General features: G+C 71.8%; 18 protein-coding genes. 10 read left to right on the top strand and 8 right to left on the bottom strand.

The annotated features are described in order from the left end of the window. Positions 1-6: 6 nt before the first annotated feature. Positions 7-948 (bottom strand): N-acetyl-1-D-myo-inositol-2-amino-2-deoxy-alpha-D-glucopyranoside deacetylase, encoded by a 942-nt coding sequence (gene mshB, locus O7615_RS08205; RefSeq protein WP_278176764.1) that lies wholly within the window; start codon positions 946-948, stop codon positions 7-9. A gap of 86 nt (positions 949-1,034) precedes the next feature. Between mshB and O7615_RS08210 the strand changes: the two genes are divergently transcribed. After that, a complete protein-coding gene (locus O7615_RS08210; RefSeq protein ID WP_278176765.1) occupies positions 1,035-3,182 on the top strand; it encodes a prolyl oligopeptidase family serine peptidase in 2,148 nt (715 codons plus the stop codon). Positions 3,183-3,222: 40 nt separating this feature from the next. Here the strand turns inward: O7615_RS08210 and O7615_RS08215 are convergent, their stop codons facing one another. The 5 genes from O7615_RS08215 to O7615_RS08235 all read right to left on the bottom strand — a co-directional run bounded on the left by O7615_RS08215 (position 3,223) and on the right by O7615_RS08235 (position 9,272). Beyond that, positions 3,223-4,965 carry an ABC transporter substrate-binding protein gene (locus tag O7615_RS08215; protein WP_278176767.1) on the bottom strand — a complete coding sequence of 581 codons (1,743 nt, stop codon included), beginning with the start codon at positions 4,963-4,965 and terminating at the stop codon, positions 3,223-3,225. 169 nt (positions 4,966-5,134) lie between these two features. Then, complete coding sequence (locus tag O7615_RS08220; protein ID WP_278176768.1) at positions 5,135-6,121, bottom strand: ABC transporter permease; 987 nt, start codon at positions 6,119-6,121, stop codon at positions 5,135-5,137. A 66-nt stretch (positions 6,122-6,187) separates the two neighbouring features. Further along, on the bottom strand, positions 6,188-7,207 hold the full coding sequence (locus O7615_RS08225) for an ABC transporter permease (protein WP_278176770.1): 1,020 nt from the start codon (positions 7,205-7,207) through the stop codon (positions 6,188-6,190). Then, positions 7,204-8,241 (bottom strand): ABC transporter ATP-binding protein, encoded by a 1,038-nt coding sequence (locus tag O7615_RS08230; protein ID WP_278176771.1) that lies wholly within the window; start codon positions 8,239-8,241, stop codon positions 7,204-7,206. The genes O7615_RS08225 and O7615_RS08230 overlap by 4 nt, the downstream gene beginning before the upstream one ends. Then, the gene (locus O7615_RS08235; RefSeq protein WP_278176772.1) at positions 8,238-9,272 is read right to left on the bottom strand and encodes an ABC transporter ATP-binding protein; all 1,035 of its coding nucleotides are present in this window, start codon (positions 9,270-9,272) and stop codon (positions 8,238-8,240) included. The genes O7615_RS08230 and O7615_RS08235 overlap by 4 nt, the downstream gene beginning before the upstream one ends. Before the next feature lie 214 nt (positions 9,273-9,486). On the opposite strand from O7615_RS08235, the gene O7615_RS08240 reads away from it, so the two are divergent. The 6 genes from O7615_RS08240 to O7615_RS08265 all read left to right on the top strand — a co-directional run bounded on the left by O7615_RS08240 (position 9,487) and on the right by O7615_RS08265 (position 17,091). Then, a complete protein-coding gene (locus tag O7615_RS08240; protein ID WP_278176773.1) occupies positions 9,487-10,035 on the top strand; it encodes a Uma2 family endonuclease in 549 nt (182 codons plus the stop codon). 32 nt (positions 10,036-10,067) lie between these two features. Continuing rightward, entirely contained in the window at positions 10,068-11,504 is a 1,437-nt protein-coding gene (locus O7615_RS08245; RefSeq protein WP_278176774.1) for a TldD/PmbA family protein, read from the top strand. Continuing rightward, positions 11,501-12,973 carry a metallopeptidase TldD-related protein gene (locus tag O7615_RS08250; protein WP_278176775.1) on the top strand — a complete coding sequence of 491 codons (1,473 nt, stop codon included), beginning with the start codon at positions 11,501-11,503 and terminating at the stop codon, positions 12,971-12,973. The genes O7615_RS08245 and O7615_RS08250 overlap by 4 nt, the downstream gene beginning before the upstream one ends. Before the next feature lie 259 nt (positions 12,974-13,232). Further along, complete coding sequence (locus O7615_RS08255) at positions 13,233-14,039, top strand: hypothetical protein (RefSeq protein WP_278176776.1); 807 nt, start codon at positions 13,233-13,235, stop codon at positions 14,037-14,039. Between the two features lie 11 nt (positions 14,040-14,050). Beyond that, positions 14,051-16,030 carry a fumarate reductase/succinate dehydrogenase flavoprotein subunit gene (locus O7615_RS08260; RefSeq protein ID WP_278176777.1) on the top strand — a complete coding sequence of 660 codons (1,980 nt, stop codon included), beginning with the start codon at positions 14,051-14,053 and terminating at the stop codon, positions 16,028-16,030. After that, the gene (locus O7615_RS08265; protein ID WP_278176778.1) at positions 16,030-17,091 is read left to right on the top strand and encodes a succinate dehydrogenase/fumarate reductase iron-sulfur subunit; all 1,062 of its coding nucleotides are present in this window, start codon (positions 16,030-16,032) and stop codon (positions 17,089-17,091) included. Before O7615_RS08260 ends, O7615_RS08265 begins: the two co-directional genes overlap by 1 nt. A 53-nt stretch (positions 17,092-17,144) precedes the next feature. Here the strand turns inward: O7615_RS08265 and O7615_RS08270 are convergent, their stop codons facing one another. Beyond that, entirely contained in the window at positions 17,145-17,618 is a 474-nt protein-coding gene (locus tag O7615_RS08270; protein ID WP_278176779.1) for a (deoxy)nucleoside triphosphate pyrophosphohydrolase, read from the bottom strand. A 182-nt stretch (positions 17,619-17,800) separates the two neighbouring features. Here O7615_RS08270 and O7615_RS08275 point away from each other — a divergent pair, with 182 nt between their 5' ends. The 3 genes from O7615_RS08275 to O7615_RS08285 all read left to right on the top strand — a co-directional run bounded on the left by O7615_RS08275 (position 17,801) and on the right by O7615_RS08285 (position 19,125). Next, positions 17,801-18,106, top strand: a complete 306-nt coding sequence (locus tag O7615_RS08275; RefSeq protein WP_278176780.1) for a 4a-hydroxytetrahydrobiopterin dehydratase — start codon at positions 17,801-17,803, stop codon at positions 18,104-18,106. 28 nt (positions 18,107-18,134) lie between these two features. Continuing rightward, positions 18,135-18,497: a PH domain-containing protein gene (locus O7615_RS08280; RefSeq protein ID WP_111219789.1), complete on the top strand. Its 363-nt coding sequence runs from the start codon at positions 18,135-18,137 to the stop codon at positions 18,495-18,497. A gap of 64 nt (positions 18,498-18,561) precedes the next feature. Beyond that, positions 18,562-19,125 (top strand): ElyC/SanA/YdcF family protein, encoded by a 564-nt coding sequence (locus O7615_RS08285; protein WP_347405080.1) that lies wholly within the window; start codon positions 18,562-18,564, stop codon positions 19,123-19,125. Between the two features lie 328 nt (positions 19,126-19,453). On the opposite strand, the gene ychF is transcribed toward O7615_RS08285, so the two are convergent. Continuing rightward, the gene (gene ychF, locus O7615_RS08290; protein WP_278176782.1) at positions 19,454-20,539 is read right to left on the bottom strand and encodes a redox-regulated ATPase YchF; all 1,086 of its coding nucleotides are present in this window, start codon (positions 20,537-20,539) and stop codon (positions 19,454-19,456) included. Positions 20,540-20,690: the final 151 nt, after the last annotated feature.

Consider the following 20,690-nt stretch of genomic DNA (forward strand, 5'->3'; position numbering starts at 1 on the left):
GCAGGGTCACCGGTGACCGGCCGACGCGACCGGTGTGCGGTCCGGGCCGCCGACGTCCGGCCCGGCGGCGACGTCCAGCCCGGCGAACAGGTCCGACTCCCAGCCGTACCGGCCGCGGCCCGGCCCCTTCTCCCCCACCGCGAGGGTGAAGTACTCCACCCCCATGAACTCGGCGCCGAAGTTGCCGGCGATCGAGTAGAGCCAGGAGGTGGCCGGGATCTGGGTGGCGTGGGCGCGCATCGCCGCCTCCTTCGCGGCGTGCTGATCCGTGGCGTCGATGCGCGCCGCGATCTGCTCGTCCGCCGTGCAGAAGGGCAGCTCGGTGGCGTCGGCGATACCGGCGAAGGGATTGTCCGACGCGTCCGCGAAGTGCGTCATGCCCGCTTCCAGCACGCTGCGCGGCATCGCCGTCCAGTAGACCTTCGCCGGGGCGAGGCCCTCGGCGGCGGCCAGGTCGACCGCCCGCATCGCCACCCGGTGCGCCTGGATGTGGTCGGGGTGACCGTAGAAGCCGTTGCCGTCGTACGTGATCACCACCTGCGGGCGTACTTCCCGGATGATGTCCAGCAGGTGCCCGGCGGCCTCGTCCAGGTCGGCGCGCCAGAACGCGCGGGGGTGGTCGTTGGTGGCCAGGCCCATCATGCCCGAGTCGCGGTAGCGGCCGGCCCCACCGAGGAAGCGGTGGTCGGTGACGCCCAGTTCCGCGCAGGCGGCCGCCAGCTCGGCGATCCGGTACCCACCGAGCTGGTCGGCCTCGGCCGCGGCGAGCCCGGCCAGCTCCGGCACGTGGATCTCACCCTCCTCGCCCAGCGTGCAGGTCACCAGCGTCACGTGGGCACCCGTGGCCGCGTAGTGGGCCATCGTCGAGCCGGTGCCGATCGACTCGTCGTCGGGGTGTGCGTGGACCAGCAGGAGGCGGCGGTCAGGCAGCGTCGTCACGACGGTCACTCTAACCGGCGGTTCTGTCCCGCCGGCCCCGACGCGTCCGCGCAGGTCGGTCACATCGCGCTCGGTACCGGCCTACGATCTGGCCTGTGGACTTTCCCGAGCTGGCCGCCCGCACCCGCAGGTTCAGCCACGGGGCGCCGCGCGCAGTATCGGTGGCCGGCGACGGCACCCGGGTGATCTTCCTACGCTCGGCCGGGCCGCAGGACCCGGCCGACGCGCTCTGGCTGCTGGACGTGGCGACCGGCGAGGAGCGGCTGGTGGCCGATCCGGCCACCCTGCTCGGCGCGGACGCCGACCCCGACGCGTTGAGCCCGGGGGAACGCGCCCGCCGCGAGCGCCTGCGGCTGAGCGCCTCCGGCATCGGCTCGTACGCCCTGGACGGCACCGGGCGGATCGCGCTGTTCGCGCTGGCCGGCCGGCTCTTCCGGGCCGACCTGGTGCACGGCGACGTGATCGAGGTGCCCGCCGTCGGCCCGGTGCTCGACCCCCGGCCGGATCCGGGCGGTCACCGGCTGGCCTACGTGACCGACGCCGCCGAGGGGGTACGCCGGGGCGAACTGCGGGTGATCGACGCCGACGGTGCCGACAGCATCCTGGCCGGCGAGGACTCCGGGGTGGTCTGGGGGCTGGCCGAGCACATCGCGGCGGAGGAGTTCGGGCGGCACCGTGGCTACTGGTGGGCGCCCGACGGCCGGTCGGTGCTGGCCGCCCGGGTCGACGAGTCCCGGCTGCCCCGCTGGCACCTGCACGATCCGGCACAGCCGACGGAGCCGCCGGCCAGCGTCGCGTACCCGGTGGCCGGTGGCCCGAACGCCGAGGTCAGCCTGCACCTGCTCGACCTCGACGGTGGCTGGGTCGACGTGCACTGGGACCGGGAGACGTACCCGTACCTGACCGCGGTGCACTGGGGCGAGGGCGCCCCGCTGATCACCGTGCTGCGCCGCTCGCAGCAGCACGGGCTGGTGCTCGCGGTCGACCCGCGTACCGGGGAGACCCAGGTGCACGCCGAGCTGGCCGACCCCCGCTGGGTCGAGCCGATCCCGGGCACCCCCGCCCACCTGCCCGACGGGCGGGTGCTGGTCGGTGGCGAGCTGGCCCACGACGGGTACGACGCCCGCTGTCTCTTCGCCGACGGCACGCTGCTCACCCCGCCCTCGCTGTACGTACGCCGGGTGGTCGGCCGGCTGGCCGCCGGCACCGGCCCGGCGGACCTGCTGGTGGAGGCGAGCGACGGCGAGCCGAGCGAGCAGCACCTGTTCCGGGTCCGCACCAGCATCGGCGGCGGGGTCGACGCCCGCCGGCTGACCACCGACGCCGGCTGGCACGTCGCCGCGGTCGGCGGCGACGTGCTGGTCGTCGGCAGCGCCTCGCTGGACCACGCGGGCACCCGGTGGACGGTGCGGCAGGGCGACCGCGAGGTGGGGACGCTGCGGTCGCTGGCCGCGACGCCGGGCTACGCCCCGCTGCCGCTGCTGGAGCGGGTGACCGACCGGCGGCTCCCCTCGGCGGTGCTCTACCCGGACAACCACGTCAGCGGCCGGCGACTGCCGGTGCTGCTGGACGTCTACGGCGGGCCGGGGCACCAGGAGGTGGTCGCCGCGCGGGCGGCCTGGCTGGAGCGGCAGTGGTGGGCCGACGCCGGCTTCGCGGTGGTGGTGACCGACAACCGGGGCACACCGGGCATCGCCCCGTCGTACGAGAAGGCCATCCACCGGCGGGTGGCCGACGTGATCCTGCTCGACCAGGTGGAGGCGCTCACCGCGCTGGCCGACAAGCACCCGGACCTGGACCTGGGGCGGGTCGCGGTGCGGGGCTGGTCGTTCGGCGGCTGGCTGGCCGGCCTGGCGGTGCTGCGCCACCCGGAGCTGTTCCGGTGCGGGATCGCCGGGGCGCCGGTCACCGACTGGGCCCTGTACGACACCGCGTACACCGAGCGTTACCTGGGACTGCCCGCCGACGGCGAGGACGTGTACGCACACCACTCGCTGGTGGAGCTGGCCGCCGAGCCGGTCACCGACCCGGCGCAGGCCCGGCCGCTGCTGCTGATCCACGGCATGGTCGACGACAACGTGGTGGCGGCGCACACGCTCCGGCTGTCGGCGGCGCTGCTGGCCACCGGTCGGCCGCACTCGGTGCTGCCCCTGACCGGCGCCACCCACATGGCGGCCGGTGGCCTCGCCGAACGCCTCCTCCGCCTGGAACTCGACTACCTCCGCACCCACCTTGAGCTGTGAAAGGAGGGGCCCCTGTTGAACAGGGGCCCCTCCTCCCACGTCAGGGCCGGACGTGGGCGTTGACGAAGGAGGGGTAACCGAAGACGCTGGAGACGAAGACCCCGCCGACCTTGGAGCCGTGCACCAGGTAGGCCACGTCGACGTAGAGCGGCACCACCGGGGCGTGCTCCTTCATGATCCGCTCATCGAGCTTCGCCCACTCCGCGCCCTGCTCGGCCGGGGACAGGGCGAGGATCCGGTCGAACTCGGCGTTGATCGTGGGGTCGTTGAAGTACGACTGGTTGCTGTTGCCCTCGGCCCTGATGGTGCGGCCGTCGTAGAGCACCGGCAGGATCGACGCTCCGCTGGGCCAGTCGGCGGCCCAGGAGCCGAGGTAGAGGTCCCAGGGGTTGTCCTTCTTCTTGATCTCGTCGAGCTTGGCGTCGTCCGGGATGTTCCGGATAGTGATCTTGAATCCGGCGCGCTCCAGGTTGCCCTTGAGCTGCGTGGCCACCTGCTGCTCCACCGAGCTGTCGGCGGCGCCGAGGACCAGCTCGGGGGTCTGCCCGCCGAGCAGCTCCCGCGCCTTCTCCGGGTCACCGTCCGGCCCCGCCGGGTACGCCTCGTACGCCTGGTGGCCAATGGTGGCCGGGGGCATCAGCGTGGTCATCGGCGCGGCGACGTTCGGCCCGCCGAGCACCTTGACCAGGCCGTCCCGGTCGATGGCGTGGTTCAGTGCCTGACGCACCCGCAGGTCGGTGACCCGCTGGTTGTTGATGACGAGCTGGTTCGCGCTGGGCGTCGGGGAGAGGATCGTCCGGGAGCGCAGTGCCGCGTCGCCCGTGACCCGGGCCACCAGCGAGGCGGGCACGTAGTTCCACGACAGGGCGCTCTGGTCGGCGCCGTTGTCGGCGATCACCCGGTTGGCCGCCGCGTCCGGGGTCGGACCGAAGCTCCACACGAACCGGTCCGGATACTGGTGGCGTACCGGGTCGGTGTTCGCGTCCCAGTGCTCGTTGCGCTCCATCACGATCTCGACGCCCGCCTGGAACCGGGTGACCCTGTACGGCCCGGACGAGAAGGGCGCGTTGCCGAGGTTGAGCCCGGTGTCCCGGTCGGGCGGCAGCGGGGCGGTGGCCGGCAGCGACGCCGCGAACGGCAGGTCGCACCGGGGCGTGACGAACTCGAACCGCAGCGTCCGGTCGTCGGGGGTGGTCAGGCCCTGCGGCAGGCTGTCCCGGTTGAGCTTGAAGTCCCACCTGGTGTCGAACTGCGGCGTGTCGGCCAGCCATTCCTGCAGGTAGGTGGGGCCACCGGCGAGGTCCGGGTCGAAGGACCGGGCGATGCCGTACGCGATCTCCTTCGAGGTGATCGGCCGACCGTCCTCGAACTTGACCCCCTCCTTGATCGTGAACTCCCAGACCTTGCAGTCGCCGTTGACGTTGCGGCCCGGCGTCTCGGCGAGGTCACCGACCAGGACCAGGTTTCCCTGGCCGTCGTCCTTCCAGGTGGTGAGGTAGCGCGCGAACAGCGGCGCGGCCATCAGGCCGGCGAAGGAGTACGTCCGCTGCGGGTCCAGGTGGGAGATGGGGGTTTCCCGGAGGATGGTGAAGGTCCCGCCGGGCTGCGCTCCCGCCACCTCGGGCGCCGGGCCCATCGACTCCTTCGGGTCGGTGGCGATGGCTCCGGTCTGCTGCCGGCCGGTGTCCACGGTGGAACCCTCGCCGGTGTTCTCCGTACAGGCGCCGAGGGCCACCACCAGTGCGATAGCACCACCCGCCGCAACCGTCACACGTGGTCGCATCTGCTACCTCCTCCACCCGAGATGCCGCCGGCCGGACACCGACGTCCTGAGGATCGTAAAGAAGAAATCCTTCAATCTTTGTAACAATCATCGATAAATTCCGCCACACAGTTTCCGTGCTCGGCGCGGCGGCCGGCCGGCACCGAGCCTGCCGGCCGGCGCGCCCGCGTCAGCCCAGCCGGACCCGCGGGTCGACCGCCGCGTAGAGCAGGTCCACCAGCACGTTCGCCAGGACCACGAAGACCGCCGCGACCAGCACGGTGGCCATGATGGTCGGTAGGTCGCCGGCGCGTACCGCGTCGACGGCCGTGCGGCCGAGTCCCTGGATGCCGAAGGTCGTCTCGGTGATCACCGTGCCGCCGAGCGCCGCGCCGACGTCCAGGCCGGCGACGGTGATCACCGGGGTGATCGCCGCGCGCAGCGCGTGCCGGCCGTACACCGCCGACCGGGGCAGCCCCTTCGCCCGCGCGGTACGCACGAAGTCCTCGCTCAGCGTCTCCAGCATCTGCGCCCGGAACAGCCGGGCGTAGATCGCGGAGAACAGGAACGCCAGCGAGAACCAGGCGAGCACCAGCCCGCTGGCCCAGCGCAACGGATCGTCGAACAGCGACGTGTAGCCGGGCACCGGCAGCCAGCGCAGCGTGTAGACGAAGACCAGCAGCAGCACCGCGCCGACGAAGTACAGCTGCAACGAGGCGCCGGTGAGCGAGAAGCCGATCGCCGCCCGGTCGACCCAGGAGCCCCGGCGCAGCGCGGAGAGCATGCCCAGCCCCACACCGAGCAGCAGCCACAGGATCGCCGCGGGGATGACGATGCTCAGCGTCACCGGCAGCACCCGGGCGAGGGTGTCGGTGACCGCCTCGTTGTTCACGTACGACCAGCCCAGGCAGGGCGCGTCGCAGCGCCCGCCCTGGGCGCTGCCCAGGTCCCGGCCGGTGACGATGCCCTTCATGTAGCCCGCGTACTGGCTGACCAGCGGATCACGCAGACCCAGTTCCTGGCGCACCCGCTCCAGCCGCTCGGGGTTGCAGTTCTTCGGGCACATGCCGCTGACCGGGTCGCGGGGCAGCGCGAAGAACATCAGGAAGGTCAGCACGCTCACCGCGAAGAGGGTGAGCACCGCCGACAGCGCCCGCCGGACCAGGAAACGCGCCATCAGGGCCTCCCTTCATTCGCGACTGCGGGGCTCCGCTGCGCCGCACTCCTCGCGCTCATCGGACTCCTACCGTGCGGACTTCGGGTCGAGCGCGTCGCGCAGCGCGTCCCCGAACAGGTTGAAGGCGAACACCAGCGCGAAGATCATGACGCCGGGGAAGAAGACGAACGCCGGGTCGGTCTGCAGGTAGTCCAGGCTCTGATAGATCATCCGGCCGAAGCTCGGAGTCTCCTCGGTCAGCCCGACACCGATGAACGACAGCGCCGCCTCACCGGTGATGAACTGCGGCACCGCGAGCGAGAACGACACCAGGATCGGCGCCCAGATGTTCGGCAGCAGCTGCCGGAACAGCATGTGGCCCAGCCCGGCCCCGCTGGCCCGGGCCGCCTCGACGAACTCCCGCTCCCGCAGCGCGATCACCTGACCGCGGACCAGCCGGGCGGTGCTCGTCCAGCCGAACACCGCGAAGATGGCGACCAGCACGCCGACGCCGAAGGCCGGCGGCACCGCGTCGCGCTGACCGTAGAAACGCAGCGTCAGCGTCGGGGTCAGGGCCAGCGCGATGACCAGGAAGGGCAGGGCCAGGGTCAGATCGGTGATCCAGCTGACCATCGCGTCGAGCCAGCCGCCCAGGTAACCGGCGAGCGTGCCGAGCACGACACCGATCACGGCGGTGAGCACCGCCGCCGCGAAGGCGATGAACAGGGACGTACGCAGACCATGCACCAGCCGGATGAAGATGTCCCGCCCCAGCCCCGGCTCCAGCCCGAAGAAGTGCTCCCCGGAGACGCCACCGGCATAGCCGAGCGGCATGCCGGAGCCGTCCAGCTTGCCCTGGAACTGATCCCGCGGGCCGATCCCGTAGGCCAGCTCGATCAGCGGCGTACCGAGCGCCACCAGCACGAACAGCACCAGCATCGCCCCGCTGACCAGCGCGGTGCGGTCGCGGCGCAGCCGCAGCCAGGCGAGCTGCCCCGGCGAGCGGCCGACGATCCGGCGGTCCCGGGGCAGACCGGCCACCGCACCGGCCTCCCCGCCCGACTCGATCTCGGCCAGCGCCGCGCCATCCACCGGCGAGAGACTCATCGCGCCCCCTCGCAGCGCTCGACGCCGACCGGTCCCGACTCCGGGAAGTGGCAGGCGGTGGCCTGGCGGCCACCGTCACGCCGCACCAGGGCCGGCTCCTCGACGGCGCACCGGTCGCGGGCCTTCGGGCACCGGGTGCGGAACCGACAGCCCGAGGGCGGGTCGAGCGGGGTGGGCACGTCCCCGGAGAGCCGGATCCGGCCGGGCGGGCCGAGCCGGCCGACGTCCGGCACCGCCGACAGCAGCGCCCGGGTGTACGGGTGCTGCGGCCGCGCGTAGATGTCGTCCCGGTCGCCGATCTCGACGATCCGGCCGAGATACATCACCGCGACCCGCTGGCAGAAGTGCCGCACGACGGCGAGGTCGTGGGCGATGAAGACGAAGGCCAGCCCCAGCTCGCGTTGCAGGTCCCGCAGCAGGTTGACCACCTGGGCCTGGATCGACACGTCGAGCGCGGAGACCGGCTCGTCGGCCACCACCAGCCGGGGCCCCGGCGCGAGCGCCCGGGCGATGCCGACGCGCTGGCGCTGGCCGCCGGAGAACTCGTGCGGATACCGGTTGTAGTGCTCCGGGTTCAGGCCGACCAGCTCCATCAGCTCCCGGACCCGGGCCCCCGTCCCGCCGGGCGGGCTGATCCCGTTGACCCGCAGCGGCATCGCGATGATCCGGCCGACGGTGTGGCGGGGGTTCAACGAGGCGTACGGGTCCTGGAAGACGATCTGCAACTCCGACCGCAGCGGGCGCAGTTGCCGCCGCCCGGCCCGCGTGATGTCGCGCCCGGCGAACTCGATGCTGCCTCCGGTCGGCTCCAGCAGCCGCACCAGCAGCCGGCCCGTGGTGGTCTTGCCGCAGCCGGACTCGCCCACCAGGCCGAGCGTCTCGCCCGCCCGTACCTCGAAGTCCAGCCCGTCCACGGCCCGCACCGGGCCACCACGGCGTCGGCCGCCCCGGGACGGGAAGTGCTTGGTCAGCCCGCGTACCCGCAGCAACGGCTCCGCGCCGTCGCTGCCCGCCCGGGGCGGCACCACGGTCACCGGGCCACCCCCACCCGGGCGACGTCCTCGGCGTAGCGCCGGGCGCGTTCCTCGGCGCCGAGGTGGCACGCCATCCGGTGCCCGGCCGCACCGGCGGCCCGCAGCTCGGGCAGCTCCGTGCGGCACCGGCCACCGGCGTGCTCCGGGTACCGGCAGCGGGGGTGGAAGGCGCAACCGGGCGGCACGTCGATCAGGCTCGGCGGGTTACCGGGGATCGGCCTGAGGTCCGCGTCGGCGTCGCCGTGCAACGACGGCACGCTGGAGAGCAACCCCCAGGTGTACGGGTGCTGCGGCGCGCGCAGCACCCGCTCGACGCCACCCTGCTCCACGGCCCGGCCGGCGTACATCACCAGCACGTCGTCGGCGATCTGGCTGACCACGCCGAGGTCGTGTGTGATCAGGACGATCGCCGTGCCGGACTCGGCCTGCAGGTCGGCCAGCAGTTCCAGGATCTGTGCCTGCACGGTGACGTCCAGCGCGGTCGTCGGCTCGTCGGCGATCAGCAGGTCGGGGTCGTTCACCAGCGCCATCGCGATCATCGCCCGCTGCCGCATGCCGCCGGAGAACTCGTGCGGGTACTGGTCGTACCGCCGGGCCGGCTGCGGGATGCCCACCCGGTCCAGCATCTCCACCGCCCGCCGACGCGTCTCGGCCCGCCCGGCCCGGGGATGGTGCACCCGGTACGCCTCGGCGATCTGCCGGCCGACCGGATGGTACGGGTGCAGCGCCGACAGCGGATCCTGGAAGATCATGGCCATGTCCCGGCCGCGCAGCCGGCGTACCTCCGCCTCCGGCCGACCGACCAGCCAGCGCCCGCCGACGCTGATCTCACCGGTGACGGTGGCCTGCCGGGGGTCGTGCAGGCCGAGGATCGCCAGCGAGGTGACGCTCTTGCCCGAGCCGGACTCGCCGACCACGCCGAGAGTGCGCCCGCGCTCGACCGCGAACGAGACCCCGTCGACCGCGCGCACCACCCCGTCCGTGGTGGTGAAGCTGACCCGCAGGTCGTCCACCCGCAGGTAAGGATCCACGACCGGCCTCCCTCCGCACCTGACGAAGGGAAACTACAGCAGAAGAACGGCGCTGAAAATAAGCTACAACCCCCGTCGCCCCGACAGGATCGCACGAACCCGTCCCCGCCGCATCACCGCCGGTGACCGCCGCCTGCCGCACCGGTCGCACGAAAGGTGCGACGATGGGGGCAGCCAGGCAGGCAGGATCCCGGCGGTACGAGCGGAGGTGACCATGACCGTGGCGGTGTTCGACCACGAGGGCCCGTGGACCGAGGAGGAGTACCTCGCCCTCGGCGAGACCTCCCAGCGCGTTGAACTCTTCGACGGGAGCCTGCACGTGACCCCAGCCCCCACCCCACGCCACCAGAACATCTCTGGTGAGCTGCGCGCCTTGCTCCGGGGCCCGACCCGGGAGGCCGGCCTGCACGTCCTTGAGGGGGTGAACGTGCGGCTCAGGCCCGGCCGCATTCCCATCCCCGACCTCGTCATCACCGGCCCCATCGACTTCGATGCCCCCAACGTCGAGGCCCACGACGTGCTGTTCGTCTGCGAGATCATCTCGCCGAGCAACGCCGCCACCGACAAGGTGCTCAAGATGCACTACTACGCCGCCGCCGGCATCGAGTGGTACCTGCTCATCGAGCAGTCGAGTGGCGCGCTCCACCTGTACCGCAAGCGCGGTCGCCACTACGTGGTGCACAGCGTGACCGAGCCCGGTCAGGTCCTGGTGATCACCGAGCCGGTCAAAGCCACCATCCGCCCCGAGGACCTGCTTCCCTGACGGATGTCGGCCCGCTCGCCTAGGGTCGGCCCATGACTGAGTTCGACGTGGCCGGGGCGGCCGTGCAGGCCGCGCTGGACGCGGGTGCGCGCTACGCCGACGCCCGGGTGATGCACCGGCGCTACGAGTCGATGACCGCCCGCAACGGCGAGATCGAGGCGCTGGCCCAGGACGAGAGCGTCGGGCTGGGCGTACGCGCGCTGCTCGGGTCGGGCTGGGGCTTCCACGCCGTACCGGAGCTGTCCGAGAGGGCCGCCCGCGACGCCGGCCACCGGGCCGCGCGGACCGCCGCGGCCAGTGGCCGGGTTCCCGGCCCGCCGGTCGACCTCGTCGCGGCCACCCCGACCACGGCCAGCTGGTCCTCGCCCTGCGAGGTGGATCCGCTCGGCGTCTCCCTCGCCACCAAGGGTGATCTGCTGGTGGCCGCCACCCGCACCATGGCCGAGCACGGCGCCGATCTCACCGAGGGCCTCTACCAGGTCTGGGACACCGCGAAGTGGTTCGTCTCCAGCGAGGGGCACCGCATCGACCAGCGCATCCGCGAGTGCGGCGGCGGCATCTCCGCCACCTCGGTCGGCGACGGCGAGACGCAGCGCCGGTCCTGGCCGAGCTACCGGGGCCAGTACGGCACCACCGGCTGGGAGCTGGTCGACTCGCTGGAGCTGACCGCCCATGCGGCGCGCATCGCCGAGGAGTCGCGGGAGCTGCTGACCGCGCCGCTCTGCCCCGCCGGTGAGACCGACCTGATCCTCGGCGGCGAGCAGCTGGCGTTGCAGATCCACGAGTCGGTCGGGCACGCCATCGAGCTGGACCGCATCCTCGGCTGGGAGGCCGCCTTCGCCGGCACCTCGTGGCTGGATCTCGCCCAACTCGGCTCGCTGCGATACGGCTCCGAGCTGATGAACATCACCATCGACCCGACCATCCCGGGCGCGCTGGGCAGCTTCGGCTACGACGACGAGGGCTCACCGGCGGTCACCCGCGACGCGGTGCGCGGCGGGCGGTGGGTGGGGGTGCTGGCCGGCCGCGACTCGGCCGCCGTCGCCGGCCTCGACTACGGCGGCAGCGTACGCGCCGACGGCTGGGCGCGGCTGCCGATGGTGCGGATGACGAACGTGGGCCTGGAACCCGGCCCGCACACCCTGGAGGAGATCATCGCCGCCACCGACGAGGGCGTGCTGATGGACATCAACCGCTCCTGGTCCATCGACGACAAGCGGCTGAACTTCCAGTTCGGCTGCGAGGTCGGCTGGGAGATCCGCAACGGCCGGCGCGGGCGGATGGTGCGCAACCCGACGTACACCGGCATCGGTCCGCTGTTCTGGCGCTCGATGGACATGCTCTCTTCCGAGATCGTCCCCTGGGGCACGCCCAACTGCGGCAAGGGCCAGCCCGGCCAGGTCGGGCACACCGGCCACCCGGCGGCGCCGGCCCGCTTCCGCAACGTCCGAGTGGGGGTACGCGCGTGAGTGGGCCGAGCCTGGCCGAGCTGGACATCGCCGGGCAGGTGGTGGATCTGGTCGCCCGCTCGGCCGGGGCGGGCGCACAGGCCGAGGTGACGGTGATCCGGGGCGAGCTGGCGTTGACCCGGTTCGCCAACTCCGCCATCCACCAGAACGTCGCGGAGTCCGCCGTGGACGTCCGGCTGCGGGTCCACCTGGGTGGGCGTACGGCGACCGGCAGCGGGAGCGCGGTCACCGCCGACGGGCTGCGTGCGCTGGTGGAGCGGGTGTTGACGGCGGCCCGGTTCACCCCGCCCGATCCGGCCTGGCCGGGGCTCACGCCACCCACTCCGGTGGCGGACCCGACGGGGCGGGACGCGGCCACGGCCTACGCCGGTCCGGACGAGCGGGCCGCCCTGGTCCAGGCGTTCGTCGAGGCGGCCGGCGGGCTGGCGACGGCCGGCTACTGCCGCACGGCGTACCGCGCGGCCGCGTTCGCCAACTCGGCCGGGCACTCGGCGCGGGGGCGCGCGGCCGAGGCGGCGATGGACGGGATCGCCCGGGCCGGCGGCGCGGACGGCACGGCCCGGCACTGCGTCGACCGGCTCGCCGATCTCGACGGTGCCGGCCTCGGGCGGCGGGCCGCCGCGAAGGCCCGGGCCGCGGCCGACCCGGTCGAGCTGCCACCCGGGCGCTACCCGGTGGTGCTGGAGCCGGCCGCCGTCGCGGATCTCCTGGGGAACCTCGCCTGGTACGGCTTCAACGGCAAGCGGTACGCCGAGCGGCAGTCCTTCGCCGCGCCCGGCGTGGCCCAGTTCGACCGCGCGCTGACCCTGGTCGACGATCCGCTCGCCGCGTCCGGGCTGCCGTTCGACCTGGAGGGCACCGCGGCCCGGCCGCTGATCCTGGTGGACCGGGGCACCACCACCGCCGTGGCCCACGACCGGCGCAGCGCGGCCGAGGTGGGAGCCGAGTCGACCGGCCACGCGTCGGCCGCCAGCGCCACCTTCGGCCCGATCCCCCACAACCTGCGCCTCACCCCCGCCGGCACGGCCGGCGCCGCCGACGCGGCGGGTGCGGGTGCGGGTGCGGGTGCGGGTGATCTGACCAACGCGGGCGGCCCGGACGGGCGTGGCGCGGCGATGGGCGGCCTGGCCGGCGCGATCGCCGATCCGGACACCGCCGCCCTGGTCTCCCGGATGGAGCGTGGCCTGCTGGTCAGCGACCTCTGGTATACCCGGGTGCTCGATCCGTTGAGTCTGGTCATCACCGGCCTGACCCGCAACGGGCTGTGGCTGGTCGAGGACGGCCAGATCACCCGCGCCGTACGCGATCTGCGGTTCACCGAGTCGTATCCTCGGGCGCTCGCGCCCGGCGCGGTGCTGGAGGTGGGTCGGCGGGCGGTACGCCTGCCGGACCGCGCGGACGGCGTCTGGTGGGAGGCGCCGGCGCTGCGGCTGGCCTCGTGGAACTTCACCGGCGGTGCGTCCGGCTGACCGTTCGTCGATCTTTTTCGGACGCGCACAGATTGATCATGACGAGAGGCTTTCCAAAGGGCGGGACACACGGGACACTGCCTTGCGCGGACGGCCCGCCTAGATCGGCGTAACGTGTGTCACTTAGCTGCTCCGGTACGCCCGGCGCGGTCGTTGGTGCGCGCATGACGTGGCACGCGGGCGCGGGTTCGCCCGCTCCGCGTGCCGACCGGAAGTGTTCCGCCGCCCGTGACAGGGCCCCGTCAGGGAGACGACGCGAATGACATCATCGGCAACGAAACCGCGAGGCGTGCGGGCACGCGCCGCCATCGCGGCGAAGACGTTGCGGACGGACCGTTGGTGGTTCCCCCCGCTGATCACCTTCGTCGGGCTCAGCGCGTGGGTGGCGTACGCGACGGTTCGGGTCTTCATGCACAAGTGGTACTGGGTCGACGAATACCACTACCTGACCCCGTTCTACTCCCCGTGTGTGACCGACCGGTGCCTGCCGGAGGCGTCCCACTTCGGGCAGTACCTGCCCGGCTGGTGGATCATCCCGGACGCCGCGTTCACCCTGCCATTCCTGCTGTTGTTCCGGCTCACCTGTTACTACTACCGCAAGGCGTACTACCGGTCGTTCTGGCTCTCCCCGCCGGCCTGCGCGGTGCCCGACGGGCACGCCTCCTACGGCGGTGAGACCCGGTTCCCGCTGATCGTGCAGAACTCGCACCGGTACTTCTTCTACTTCGCCGTGATCATCTCGCTGATCAACAGCTGGGACGCGATCCTGGCCTTCCACAGCCCGGAGGGCTTCGGGTTCGGCCTGGGCAACCTGATCCTGCTCGGCAACGTGATCATGCTCTGGGCGTACACCATCTCCTGCCACTCCTGCCGGCACATCATCGGCGGGCGGCTCAAACACTTCTCCAAGCACCCGGTCCGTTACCGGGCCTGGGGCTACGTCTCCTGGCTGAACGTCCGGCACATGCAGCTCGCCTGGATCACCCTCGGCACGCTGGCGCTGACCGACTTCTACGTCATGTCCGTCGCCGCTGGGTGGATCTCCGACCTGCGGTTCATCAACTGAGGGCCCCTGACATGACGACCACTACCACTCGTATCGAACGACACCACTACGACGTCGTCGTGATCGGGGCCGGCGGCGCCGGCCTGCGTGCGGCGATCGAGGCGCGCCTGGCCGGCAAGAAGACCGCCATCATCTCCAAGTCGCTCTTCGGCAAGGCGCACACGGTGATGGCCGAGGGCGGCGCCGCCGCGGCCATGGGGAACGTGAACAGCCGGGACAGCTGGCAGGTGCACTTCCGCGACACCATGCGCGGCGGCAAGTTCCTCAACAACTTCCGGATGGCCGAGCTACACGCGAAGGAGTCGCCGCAGCGGATCTGGGAGCTGGAGACGTACGGTGCGCTCTTCGACCGCACCAAGGACGGCAAGATCTCGCAGCGCAACTTCGGCGGTCACGAGTACCCGCGACTGGCGCACGTCGGCGACCGGACCGGCCTGGAGCTGATCCGCACCCTCCAGCAGAAGATCGTCTCGCTGCAACAGGAGGACAAGCGCGACCACGGCTCGTACGACGCGCGGATCAAGGTCTTCGCCGAGACCACCGTCACCGAACTGCTGCTCGACGGGGACCGGGTCGCCGGCGCCTTCGGCTACTACCGGGAGTCCGGCGAGTTCGTCCTCTTCGAGGCGCCCGCCGTGGTGCTCGCCACCGGCGGCGTCGGCCGCTCCTACAAGGTCACCTCGAACTCCTGGGAGTACACCGGGGACGGCCACGCGCTGGCGCTGCGCGCCGGGGCGACTCTGATCAACATGGAGTTTCTCCAGTTCCACCCCACCGGCATGGTCTGGCCGGTCTCGGTCAAGGGCATCCTGGTCACCGAGTCGGTCCGGGGCGACGGCGGGGTCCTGAAGAACTCCGACGGCAAGCGGTTCATGTTCGACTACGTCCCCGACGTCTTCCGCAAGCAGTACGCGGAGACCGAGGAGGAGGCGGACCGCTGGTACACCGACCCGGACAACAACCGGCGCCCGCCGGAGCTGCTGCCCCGCGACGAGGTCGCCCGGGCGATCAACAGCGAGGTCAAGGCCGGCCGGGGTACGCCGGCCGGCGGCGTCTACCTGGACATCGCCTCCCGGCTGCCGGCCGAGGAGATCCGCCGTCGCCTGCCGTCGATGCACCACCAGTTCAAGGGGCTGGCCGACGTCGACATCACCAAGGAGCCGATGGAGGTCGGCCCGACCTGCCACTACGTGATGGGCGGCGTCGAGGTCGACCCGGACAGCGGCGCCGCGTACGGCTCGGTGCGCGGCCTGTTCGCGGCGGGTGAGGTCTCCGGCGGCATGCACGGCTCCAACCGGCTGGGCGGCAACTCCCTGTCCGACCTGCTGGTCTTCGGCAAGCGGGCGGGCGGGCACGCGGCCGGCTACGTCGACCAGCTCGCCGACCGGCCCCGGGTGGCGGTGACCTCGGTGGAGACCGCGGTGGAGACCGCCCTGGCTCCGCTGCAGCGGGACACCGGCGAGAACCCGTACACCCTGCAGCAGGATCTCCAGGCGGTGATGGGGGATCTGGTCGGGATCATCCGCCGGGAGGCCGAGCTTGCGGACGCGCTGAGCAGGCTGGCCGAGCTGCGCGAGCGGGTGGCGAAGGTCAGCGCCTCCGGCGGCCGGCGGTACAACCCGGGCTGGCACCTCGCGCTCGACCTGCGCAACATGCTGGTCGTCTCCGAGTGCACCGCCAAGGCGGCGCTGGAACGCCGGGAGTCGCGCGGCGGTCACACCCGCGAGGACTTCCCCACGATGGATCCGCAGTGGCGGCGGATCAACCTGGTCTGCTCGCTCGACGGCGACACGGTCCGGCTGGACCGCAAGCCGCTGCCGAAGATGCGCGCCGAGCTGGTCGGCCTCTTCGACCGTGCGGAGCTGGCCAAGTACCTCACCGACGAAGAACTCGCCGAGTTCGACGCCCTCACCGCCGCCGATGCCGGCGCCGCCGATGGCGCCGGCACTGACGTCGCTGGCGCTGACGCCGCCGAGAAGGAGAACCGCTGATGGGTACGAAGCGCCAGTTCCGGATCTGGCGGGGCGACGCCGAGGGTGGCGACCTGCAGGACTACGCGGTCGAGGTCAACGAGGGCGAGGTGGTCCTCGACGTGATCCACCGGTTGCAGGCCACCGACGCGCCGGACCTGGCCTGCCGGTGGAACTGCAAGGCGGGCAAGTGCGGCTCCTGTTCGATGGAGATCAACGGGATGCCCAAGCTCAGCTGCATGACCCGGATGTCGACGTTCGAGGAGAACGAGACGGTCACGGTGACCCCCCTGCGGACCTTTCCGGTCATCCGGGACCTGGTCACCGACGTGTCGTTCAACTACGAGAAGGCGCGGGAGACCCCTGCCTTCGCTCCCCCGGCCGACCTGGCCCCGGGCGACTACCGGATGCAGCAGGTCGACGTGGAGCGCTCGCAGGAGTTCCGCAAGTGCATCGAGTGCTTCCTGTGCCAGAACGTCTGCCACGTGATCCGCGACCACGACGAGAACAAGCCGGCGTTCGCCGGGCCGCGGTACTTCATCCGCGCCGCGGAGTTGGACATGCACCCGCTGGACGCCAAGACCGACCGCAAGGACTACGCGCAGTCCGAACAGGGACTCGGCTTCTGCAACATCACCAAGTGCTGCACGGAGGTCTGCCCCGAGCACATCAAGATCACCGACAATGGGATCATCCCCATGAAGGAGCGGGTCGTCGACCGCAGGTACGATCCACTTGTGTGGCTCGGTAGCAAGATCTTCCGGAGGGGTCAGGTGCCTCAGACCAGCGTGACCAGCGAACACTCCCCGGGCGCGGTGCGCTCCAGCGCGGCCGCGGGCGGCGGTGTGCACTCGCACGCGGGCGGCTCGCACGACCCTCAGGCCGAGGTGCAGGCCCAGCAGGGCGTCAACTGGCACCGGGAGGTGCCGCACCCGACCGCCCCGGCGGTCGACGCGAGCGGCAAGCTGCCCCTGACGGAGCTCACCTTCGACCGCGCCGCGGCCCCCTCACCCTTCGGCGACGACGTGACCTTCCCGCTCCCCCCCGAGCACCTGAACTTCGCCCACCCCACCCAGGACTGACCCCCACCCTCACCGCCTCGTTGGTCATGAGGTTGGCGACGACGTTGATCTCCTCAACCGCCGCCAACCTCATGATCAATCGTGTTCGAGGGGTGGGTGAGGAGGGGACGGAGGGCGGGGAGGATGGGGGCGTCGGCGGGGAGCCAGGTGACCGTGTCCAGTTCGGCGGCGGAGAGCCAGCGCAGCGCGGAGTGCTCCAGCGCCTTGGGTTGGTCACCGTGCAGGAGGCGGGCAGCGTACACCTTGAGCACCGATCGGCCGTGCGCCATCCGGACGTTACGGCCGACCCGCTCGCCGATCTCCACGCGTACGGCCAGTTCCTCGACGCATTCGCGGGCCAGCGCCGCCGTCTCGCTCTCCCCCGGCTCCACCTTGCCGCCGGGGAACTCCCACATGCCCGCCACCTCCGGCGGGGCGGACCGGGCGCAGGCCAGCACGCGCCCGTCCCTGATGATGGCCGCCCCGACGATCACCTTCAGGTCCCGCCGGACGGCGTCTCCGCCGCCGTTCGCCCGTTCGGTCCGCACGGGCGTCCAGAGTGCCAGATCAATCGGCGGTTTGGGTAGCGTGGTCGTCCGTCAGGGTAGGAATACCCGGAAGTGTGGGCGTGGACACACCCTCCGTGTGACGTAAGACTAGAGGCACCGACAAGACACGGGGCGGCGACGATTTGGCCACAAGCCGGCAACGAAGCCTGGGAGGTGCGGTGATGCGTGCGCTGTTTGGCGGTCGGGCAAAACACGACTACCTCAGCGACGCTCTCACCCTACTGTCCGGGTGGACGCGCGAGGGCGAGCAGATCCGGCGCACCCTGGTCATCGACGACACGCAGCACGCGGCGCTGACCGAACGGGTCAAGGTGGTCGCCGACGCGCTGCACCTGCGCCCCGAGATCAGCCGGCGCGCCGATCACACTCAGATCCGGGTCGGGCACGGCAGCGAGCCACTCTCCGAGGGCGAGGTCCTGCTGGCCGCCCGCATCGAGGACGCGTACCGCGCGGTCACCCAGAGCTGAGTGGCGCCTGCTGCCTACCGTGGGCGCCATGGCCAACGCGACCTATGACCGCAAGGAACAGTTCCAGCAGATCCAGAGCGGCCTGCTCGACGGAGAACAGATCATCGCCGTCTACGACGCCGTCGGCACCGGCACCGGGTTCATCGGGCTGACCGACCGCCGCGTGATCATCCAGGACCGCTCCTTCATCGGCAAGCGGTACGCGATCACCAGCATCCCGTACTCGAAGATCACCAGCGTGAGCGTGGTCAGCAACAAGTCGTGGGGCGGGTCGTTCTTCTCCACCGGCGCGATCGCCATCCACGTCGGCACGCACACCTACGAGGTGGAGTTCCGGGGCGACCAGAAGAGCCACCACGTGCACAACGTGATCCTGCACTACATCAGCTGACCATCGGCGCCGCCCACCGTGCCGGGCCACGGGTGGGTTCGCGTCCGCCTGGGATACTCGGCGCATGCCGATCCGTACGTCCGTCCTGGCGGGACTGCGCCGCGCCGGAGCCGCCGGCCGGCGGCGCTGGGTGCGCCGGGCGGTGCTGGCCGGCGTGATCGGTGCCGCGCTGCTGGTGACCGGCGCCTGGGCCAGCACGAGTTGGATCCGGTCCGGCGCCGAGGGGCGGACATACACCGCCGAGACGGTCCCCGAGACGCCCGTCGCGCTGGTGCTGGGCACCCGCGTCCAACCCGACGGCACCCCCGCGCCGTTCCTCACCGCCCGGCTGGAGATCGCCCGCGAGTTGTACGCCGCCGGCAAGGTGCAGGCGATCCTGGTCTCCGGCGACAACATGCGCCACGAGTACAACGAGCCCGAGGCAATGCAGCGCTGGCTGGTCGACCGGGGCGTCCCCGCAGACAAGATCGTGCTGGACTACGCCGGCTTCGACACGTACGACTCCTGCGCCCGCGCGAAGCGGATCTTCGGAGTGGAGCGGGCGACGATGGTCACCCAGCAGTTCCACCTGGCGCGCGCCGTCACGGTCTGCCGACGCCGACGGCGTCGACGCCGTCGGCGTCGGTGACGAGACCGCCCGGGAGTACGGCCGGACCTGGCAGTTCGCCGCCGCCCGGGAGTACGGCGCCGGCCTCAAGGCCGCGTTGGACGTGCTCTCCGGCCGCGACCCGGTCCACCTCGGCCACCGCGAGACCGGCGTCGACGACGCCCTCCGCCCCGACTGAGCCGCCCCGCCCTCGCCCTGCCCCGCCGCCTCCCCGCCCTGCCCACACCCGCAAGATCCGCGCAGTTTCCCGGATGTTGCTGCCTCCGGCACCCGATGAGGCAGCAACATCCCTGAAACTGTGCGGATCATGGGCGGTCGACGCGCCGCCGGGCCGAGGGGTCGGCGGGGTTCAGACGTTGAAGCGGAACTCGACGACGTCGCCGTCCTGCATGACGTACTCCTTGCCCTCGATGCGGACCTTGCCCGCCGCCTTCGCCGCCGCCATCGAACCGGCCGCGACCAGGTCGGCGTAGGAGACGACCTCGGCCTTGATGAAGCCGCGCTGGAAATCGGAGTGGATCACCCCGGCGGCCTCCGGCGCGGTCGCGCCGACCGGGACGGTCCAGGCCCGCGCCTCCTTGGGGCCGGCGGTGAGGTACGTCTGCAGGCCGAGCGTCCGGAAACCGACCCGGACCAGCTGGTCCAGGCCCGGCTCCGACTGCCCGATCGACTCCAGCAGCTCGCGGGCCTCCTCCTCGGGCAGGTCCACCAGCTCGGATTCGATCTTGGCGTCCATGAAGACCGCCTCGGCCGGGGCCACCAGCGCCCGCAGCTCGTCGAGGAACTCGGCGTTGTTCAGCTCGGCCTCGTCGACGTTGAAGACGTACAGGAACGGCTTGGTGGTGAGCAGATGCAGCTCACGCAGGTGCTCCAGCTCGACGCCGGCCGCCGCGGCACCCGCGTAGAGGGTGGTGCCGCCGTCCAGGACACCGACGGCCCGGCGCGCGGCGTCCACGGCGGCGGCCCGGTCCTTGCGGAGCTTGGCCTCCTTCTCCAGCCGGGGCAGCGCCTTGTCCAGCGTCTGTAGGTCGGCGAGGATCAGCTCGGTGTTGATCGTCTCAATGTCGTCGGCCGGCGAGACCTTGCCGTCGACGTGCACCACGTTCGGGTCGGAGAAGGCCCGCACCACCTGGCAGATCGCGGCGGCGTCGCGGATGTTGGCCAGGAACGCGTTGCCCCTGCCCTGCCCCTTGGAGGCGCCCCGCACCAGGCCGGCGATGTCGACGAACGACACCGGGGCGGGGATCACCTTCTGCGAGGTGAAGATCTCGGCGAGCCGGTGCAGCCGCTCGTCCGGCAGCCCGACCACTCCGACGTTGGGCTCGATGGTCGCGAACGGGTAGTTCGCGGCGAGCACGTCGTTCTTGGTCAACGCATTGAACAGGGTGCTCTTGCCGACGTTGGGCAGGCCGACGATGCCGATGGTGAGACTCACGACGAGCCAGCTTACGCCGGTACCGTACCCCCGTCCTCAGGCAGGCCGGTCGGTCACCGCGCGGTGGCGGTGGGTCCGGCATGCCGTGACACCACCCCGACCCGCCGCGTCCGAATTCCGCCAGCCGGGCGGTCGGCGGCGGGCGCATCAT

Source organism: Micromonospora sp. WMMD1082 (genome assembly GCF_029626175.1).
In the GTDB taxonomy this organism is placed as follows: Bacteria; Actinomycetota; Actinomycetes; order Mycobacteriales; family Micromonosporaceae; genus Micromonospora.

What these genes read in the sequence shown, in the direction of transcription:
- O7615_RS08215 (WP_278176767.1), bottom strand. Translation starts at nt 4,965, where the DNA reads ATGCGACCACGTGTGACGGTTGCGGCGGGTGGTGCTATCGCACTGGTG.
- O7615_RS08220 (WP_278176768.1), bottom strand. Translation starts at nt 6,121, where the DNA reads ATGGCGCGTTTCCTGGTCCGGCGGGCGCTGTCGGCGGTGCTCACCCTC.
- O7615_RS08225 (WP_278176770.1), bottom strand. Translation starts at nt 7,207, where the DNA reads ATGAGTCTCTCGCCGGTGGATGGCGCGGCGCTGGCCGAGATCGAGTCG.
- O7615_RS08240 (WP_278176773.1), top strand. Translation starts at nt 9,487, where the DNA reads ATGACCGTGGCGGTGTTCGACCACGAGGGCCCGTGGACCGAGGAGGAG.
- O7615_RS08245 (WP_278176774.1), top strand. Translation starts at nt 10,068, where the DNA reads ATGACTGAGTTCGACGTGGCCGGGGCGGCCGTGCAGGCCGCGCTGGAC.
- O7615_RS08255 (WP_278176776.1), top strand. Translation starts at nt 13,233, where the DNA reads ATGACATCATCGGCAACGAAACCGCGAGGCGTGCGGGCACGCGCCGCC.
- O7615_RS08260 (WP_278176777.1), top strand. Translation starts at nt 14,051, where the DNA reads ATGACGACCACTACCACTCGTATCGAACGACACCACTACGACGTCGTC.
- O7615_RS08265 (WP_278176778.1), top strand. Translation starts at nt 16,030, where the DNA reads ATGGGTACGAAGCGCCAGTTCCGGATCTGGCGGGGCGACGCCGAGGGT.
- O7615_RS08275 (WP_278176780.1), top strand. Translation starts at nt 17,801, where the DNA reads ATGCGTGCGCTGTTTGGCGGTCGGGCAAAACACGACTACCTCAGCGAC.
- O7615_RS08280 (WP_111219789.1), top strand. Translation starts at nt 18,135, where the DNA reads ATGGCCAACGCGACCTATGACCGCAAGGAACAGTTCCAGCAGATCCAG.
- O7615_RS08285 (WP_347405080.1), top strand. Translation starts at nt 18,562, where the DNA reads ATGCCGATCCGTACGTCCGTCCTGGCGGGACTGCGCCGCGCCGGAGCC.